The organism is Pseudomonas protegens, from assembly GCF_003732485.1.
Lineage (GTDB): Bacteria > Pseudomonadota > Gammaproteobacteria > Pseudomonadales > Pseudomonadaceae > Aquipseudomonas > Aquipseudomonas protegens_B.
The window spans coordinates 152,213-159,016 of the sequence record NZ_MOAK01000013.1 but is presented as its reverse complement, the minus strand read 5'-3'; the positions used below and the strand labels follow the sequence as shown (position 1 = coordinate 159,016).

1 protein-coding gene is annotated in these 6,804 nt (G+C 65.5%); it reads right to left on the bottom strand.

Going from position 1 to position 6,804, the window contains the following annotated elements; genetic code table 11:
• The coding region (locus BLX41_RS01235) for a two-partner secretion domain-containing protein (RefSeq protein ID WP_259744294.1) at positions 1 to 6,786 on the bottom strand (6,786 nt) is incomplete at its 3' end.
• Positions 6,787 to 6,804: the final 18 nt, after the last annotated feature.

Sequence of the window (6,804 nt, the reverse complement as noted above, 5' to 3'; positions counted from 1 at the left end):
CTGCTTGAGGGCTTCGCTGCCCAGGAACGCGGTGACGCCATTGCGATCGCTCTCCAGGGACAGCCCCACATGCTTCTCGGACTTCCAGTTGCTCTGGTCCGAGCTGTTGCTGCCGGCCAGGACGTTGACGTCGCGTCCCGCCCCCACATTCAGGTTGCGCTCGGCCGCTGCCGTGCTGCCGATCATGTTGACGTCACGGGAGGCCTGCAACGTGGTGTCACGCCCGCCGCTGACCACGCTGCCAACGCTCTGGGACTGAGTGTTTTCCTGGCCGGACTTCTTCGCCGAGGCAATCGAAGTGAAGCTGCCGGAACTGGAGAACCCCACCTTGCTCTTGTACTTGTCGCTCTGGCTGCTGGAGGTGTTGGCGGCGTCCATCAGGTTGATGTCACCGTTCTTGTCGATCAACCCGGCGCGCACTTCGGCATCGCGCTTGGCTTCGATGGAACTGGCCGAAAGGTTGACGTTGGTCCCGGCGATCACCACTGCGTCATTGCCGGCACTCAGCTCGCTGCCCACCTGGGTGGTGCTGCTGGAGGTGCGGCTGTTGCCGCTCTTGCTCAGGCCGAAGCTGCCTTTCTTCTTCTGGCTGTAGGCGCTGTCCTGCTGCTCCTGGGCCGAGACCAGGCTGACGTCCCGGGTAGCGCCCACCAGCAGGTCGTTGCCGGCCTTGAGCTGGCTGCCGACCACGGTGACGTCGCGCCCGCCGTTGAGGCTGATACGGCCGTCCTGGTCCTGGCTGACATTGACCATCAGGTCGTGCCCGGCGCTGATCTCGGAGGCCACGTTGGTGGTCGAGGAGTCGGCGCTGCGGGTGGTCTTGCTCTTGCCCCAGGAGCCTTTCTTCTTCTGGTAGAAGGTCGAGGACTGCTCGTCCTGGGCCGAGGCGATGACGATGTCGCGCTTGGCGTTCAGGGACAGATCGTGACCGGCATCGACCTTGCTCGCCACCACGGCCAGGTCACGCCCGGCATTGAGTTCCAGGTTGCCACCCGTGGTGACGCTGGAGCCCAGGGTCTGCACCGTGTCGTTGGTCACCAGGCCGCGACGGATCGCGCTCTGGGTGAAGGTGTGGTCCTGCACCGCCAGCAGGTCGATATCGCGACCGGCGCTGAGCTTGGCATCGCCGGCACTGGCGAGCTGGCCGAGGTTGCTCAGGTCGCGGCCGGCGCTGACATCCAGCTGCTGGCGCGCGGTGATCTGGCTGCCCTGGTCGAGGATGGTGCGATTGCCCGAGCCGTAGCCGACGGCCACCGCCGTGCGGTCGTTGATGATGTCGCCCTTGATCGAGGTGACGCTGACCTGATTGCCGCGAATCTCACCGGCCAGGGCGTTGCGCACGCTGTCCTGGGCCATCAGGCTGACCCGTTCGTTGGCTTCGATCAGGCCGCCCTGGTACAGGCTGCCACCGGCATTCACACTCAGGTCGTTGCTGGCCCGCAAGGTACCGACGTTGGTCAGGTCGCCACCGGCGATCAAGGTCATGTCGCGCCCCTGCACCAGGCTGCCGCCGCGCAGGTTGCGGGTTTCTGCCTGAGCCAGGTACAGCACCGGCACCAGCACCTTCTCGCCCTGCACTTCGCGGGTTTCCATCCACACGATGTCGTGGGTCAGCGAGGCCACCTGGGCCGGGGTCAGGGACACACCGACGCTAAGCTGCAACTGGTCCTTGGAAGCGATGGCGTTGTCCATCAGATAGCGATACTGGTCGTAATCACTGGTCAGCCCCGCCGCGAGGAAACGCTGCCCGGTCTGGGCCAGCACCGCATCGCGGATCAAGCGGGTTTCATACAGGCCGTCGCCCAGGCGGCGCCAGGTCTGGTCGGTGTTGTAGTTGAGGTTGCCGAGCATGTAGTCCGAGCTCATGAAGCGCGACAGGTCGGTGAAGGTCGGGTTGGTCTCGATCAGGTAGCGGCCCTGGGGATTCTGGCTCTTGACGAACAGGCCGTACTCGCCCTGAGGCACGCGGAAGCTCGACAGCGATGTGGGGTCCACCGCGGCGAACGGCACGCCGGAGAAGTCCACCGGCACGAAGCTGACCTGGGTCGTGCCGTCGGCGGCGACCTTTTCGATGCGCTGTACATCCTTGGCCACCTGATTGGCCGCCGCGGAGCTTTGGGCGTTGACCGTGATCACCTGGCCGCCCACCTGGGACAGGTTGTTTTGCAGCGTCTGCCCGGTGAGCTGGGCGCGGCTCTGTTCGCTCTGCACGCCATTCTCGATGGTGCCGCTGACCTGCAGGTGCAGGCGCTGGCCGGCCTGCAAGGTGGAGGCGTAGGCGGTCTGGGTGCCCGGGGTGATCACCGTGTGGCTGGCGGGTTCGTAGATCGGGTACTGGGTCACCACGGTCGGCAGCGGGTCCTGCTGGCCCGGCGCGCGATTGGCGTTAGCGGCGTTCCAGGCGATGGTGGCTCGCTCGGCGGCGCGGAACGCGCGCTTGGAAACCCCATGCAGGAAATAGCTGATGCTCTCGACCCGCTTGTCCAGGGTCAGGCCGCGGTTGTAGAGATTGTTGGCCGTAATGGAGACATCGCGGTTGGCGGCGATCAGGCTCTGGTCGTTCTCCACCGTGTCGGCATTGATGGTCAGGTCACGGTTGGACACCAGCCGGGCGCCTGCGGAGTGCTCGCCCATGGTGCCTTCATAGGTGGTGTTAACGATGTAAGTGGCGGTGTGGTAATCGCCGGAACAGTCGGTGCAATTGATCACGATATTGCGCTGGGTGATGGTTTCGCCGACCTGATACTGGTCCATGGCGTTTTGCAGCGACGCCACGTTGAGGTTCATGTCGCCCTCGCTTTCGATGGTCCCGGAGCGGTTGCTCAGCAGGACCGCGCGGCCGCCGTCGAGGGCGGCGAAGCTGAGGTTGCCGGCGCTGTAGATATCACCGTAGCTGTTGGCCAGGCCGTTGCCCCGCAGCAGCATGTCGCCGCCGCTGTAGATCAGGGTGTCGGCCGAGGTGGTGATGCCGTTGCCGGAGCGCAGTTGCATCTGCCCCAAGGCCCCGAGGGTGCCGCGGTTGTTGATCTGCGCCGCGGACACATAGAGGTTCTGGCTGGCGATCAAGCGTCCCAGGTTGTCCAGGGTGCCGCGCAGGTTGAGCTCGGTGTCGCCGCCACTGGCCAGGCGCCCGCCGTTCTGGTTGAGGTCGCCGGCGCCCACCGTGAGTTTGCCCCCGGACGACAGCAGCCCGCTGTTGTTCAGGTTGCCCCCCAGGTCCAGGGTCAGGTAACCGTCACTGGCCAGTTCCCCGGCGTTGTTCAGGGTCGCCGCGCCCACTCGCAGGCCCGTGGCGCTGGCGATGCGGTCGCCGGCACTCAGATTGAGGTCGCCCCCGGTGCTCAGATCCAGCGTACCGTTGAGTTGCATCAGGCCGCTGCGATCCACCGCAGCGACATCCCAGTCGCCACGGCCCAGGCCGGTGATCCGTCCCTGGAAGCCGGACAGCGCCCCCAGGTCCAGTTTGAACAGGCCGCTGCCGGCGTGCTCGATACCGCCGCCGATGTTGTTCAGTTGTCCGGCATTCAAGGCAAAAGCGCTGGAGCCCAGGGCCAGGGTGCCACCCTGGTTGTTCAGCACGCCGCCCAGGGTGATCCGGCTTTGCTCGCCACCCACCGCACGTACCCGGCCCCCGGCGCTGTTGTCCAGGTTGCCGCCCACCAGCAGCAGCGAGTTGCCCGACTCCACCAGCCCGCCCTGGTTATAGAGGTTGGCCGCGACGTTCAGGTCCAGCTGCCGGGCGCTGACTTCACCGCCAAAGCGGTTGTCCAGGACCTGTCCGGTGCTGCTGAGCAGGCCATTGGCGTAGAGCTTGCCCGCCTGGTTGGTGAGGCGATCGACCACCAGCTTGAGCGCTCCGGCCTGGCTGCTGATCAGTCCGGCCTTGCCGTTCAAGGCACTGTTATCCACAGCCCCTGCGGTGATCCCCAGGGTCGCGCCCTGCAGGGTGCCTCCACGGTTATCCAGGGTGCCCTGGCCCAGCGCCACTTCGCCGTGGCTGTCCTTGGCCAGGATTATCCCTTCGGCGTTGTTCAGGCCGCCGGCCACCAGGTTCAAACCGTCGTTGCCGGCCAGCAGTTGTCCCTGGCGGTTATCCAGGGCTACGCCCCCGACCTCCAGACGCTTGCCCTTGAGGGTGCCGCCCAGGTTGTCCAATTGCCCGCCCTGGGTCACTCGCAGCGCCTGTTCACCGGCGTCGATGACCCCGGCGTTGTTGTTCAGTGCGCCGTGGTTGAGCTTCAGATCCAGCGTCCCCTGGTTGGCCACCACCGCGCCCTTGGCGCTGTTGTCGAGGCCGGCTGCATCGAGCCCGACGCTGCGGCCCAGCAGCACACCGCCGCTGTTGTTCAATTGACCGCCGTTAATCTGCAGATGCCCGTCGCTTTGCAGGCGCCCCTGGCTGTTGAGCAATTGCCCCGCTGCCGCGCCGTCGGCCGTCAAGGTCAACTGCAGGCCATCGCTGCCGGCCGCCAGCAGGCCCGACGCCTGGTTGTCCAGACGCTGGGTGCTGACGGTCAGCCGATCACCGGCCAATTGCCCGCCACGGTTATCCAGCAGGCCGGTGTTGGTCAGCAGCAAGTGATTGCCCACCACGACACCGCCCTGGTTGTTCAGGCTGCCCGAGACGATCTGCACGTCGCCCGTCTTGGCCTGCAGGTGGCCCAGGGCGTTGTTCAGATGCTGCTTGACCGTCAGCGTGAGCTTGCCGGTCTCGGCGCTCAACACCCCGGCCTGGTTCTGGCTGAGGCTGTCGAGGTTGGCGGTGAGCACATTGCCGATCACCTGGCCCTGGTTGTTGGCCAGGCCCCGGGCGTCCAGCAGCAGGTTGTCCTTGCCTTGCAGCAGGCCGCCCTGGTTGTCGATGTCCGCGGTGTGCAGCTCCAGGTCATCGGCGGTGAGGGTGCCGCCCTGGTTGCCGAGCTTGCCGCCGCTATTGAGGATCAGTTGCGGGGCGATCAGGGTACCGCCGCGGTTGTCCACGCTGCCGGCCTTGAGGTTCAGGAGCGAAGTGGCCTGCAGCTTGCCACCGGCATTGATCAGGTCCTGATCGAGGCTCACTTGCAACGCGCCCTGCTCGGCGCTGATCAGGCCCTTCTGGCTGTTGTCCAGGCGCTTGCCGGTCACCTTGATCTGGTCCGCTAGCAGCTTGCCGCCCTGATTGAGCAACTCCCCACCCTGGGTTTCCAGCAGGGTCTGGGCCTGGAGCCGGCCGCCGTTGTTGTTCAACTGCTCGCTGATCTTGAAGGTGGCACTATCCTGGCTGGACCCGATCAGGCCCTGCTGGTTGTCCAGCCGCTCGGCGCTGATCGCAACCTTGTCGGCGATCATCGAGCCCTTCTGGTTACTGATCTCACGGGCGTTGAGGGTCAGGTCGGCGTCCGCCACTTCCAGGCGCCCGCCGTTGTTGTTCAGGCTGTCCAGGCTCAGAGTCGCGTCCTGCCGGTCGCCAAAGCGGATCAGGCCGCCCAGGTTGGCGATGGCCGGGGTGGTGAGCACCAGCTCATTGTGCGCCAGCACGCGGGCCTGCCCGCCCTGGTTGACCAGGCGTGCAGCCTTGACCTCGACCTTGGGCCCCTGGATCACGCCGTTCTGGTTGTTCAGGGTCTGCCGTGCGGTCAGTTGCAGAGTGCGGCTGGCCAGCACATCGCCGCGGTTTTCCAGGTTGTCGGCGTTCAGCTTGACTACGCCTTGATCGTTGCGGCTGTTGTCGCTGTTGACCCCGGCCTCGATGATGCCGTGGTTGACCAGTTGCCCGGCGTCCACCACCCGCACCTGATCCCGCGCCGCCAGACTGGTGTGGACCTCGATCTGCTCCTTGGCCTGCAGGGTCGCCTCGGTCCCTGCATAGGCCTTGCCCTTGAGGTCGATGCTCTGGGCCTTGATCGCGATTGCCTGATTGGCGCCCATGCCGGCCACCGTGACCTTGCCGTTGGCATCGATCTGGATGTCGCCGGTGCTGGCCGCCATCTCCCCCGACATGTTCACGCCCACGCCCTTCTCCGTGCCCACCAGGCGGATGGCCCCGGCGTACATGCCCCCCAGGGCCGCACTGTCGATGGCCAGTTCCGGCTTGGCACTGGCATCGGCTTCCCGGGCCGTGACGCTCAGGTCATCGGCCTTGACGTCGTTGCGCCCGGTGATGACGTTGAGGTTCTTGGCATACAGGTTGGCGTTGAGCTTGGTGCTGCGGGTGATCAGGTCGAACTGATCGATATTGCTGGCGTTGAGGCCGGCACCTTCAATGCTGATATCGCCGCCTTCGACCTGGAAGCGATCGAGCTTCTGGCCCTCGATAATCGGCTTGCCAGTGGTCAGGGTGGCGCGCGGGGTGTTGATGAAACCGCAGCCGTTGCAGGTAATGCCATGGGGGTTGGCGACAATCACCCGGGCGGCCTGCCCGGCCACCTCGGTGTACCCCGCCAGCTTGCTGCGATTGCTGCCGGTGACTTCGTTGAGGATGACCTGCGCCGCCTGCCCCTTGAGGTTGGGGTTGCCGAGGATGTAGCCGCCCAGCTGGGTGCTCTGGGTCGAGCCGGTGGCGTTGTTGAGGATCAGGCCGTTGCTGCCGACGTTGTATTCGCTGAACTTGTTGTGGGACAAGCCGCTGCCATTGGCCGCGTTGATGTTGACGATGGGTACGCCGTTGCCCGCCGCGCCGATGGTGGCATTGCCCCCGGCGGCCGGGTCCAGGGTCAGGCCGGCGGCGACACTGACGATCGGATTGAGAAACAGGATCCCCGACAACGACAGGGCAATGCATTGGGCAAAGGGCTTGCGTACGTCCATATGCGAATCATCCATCCA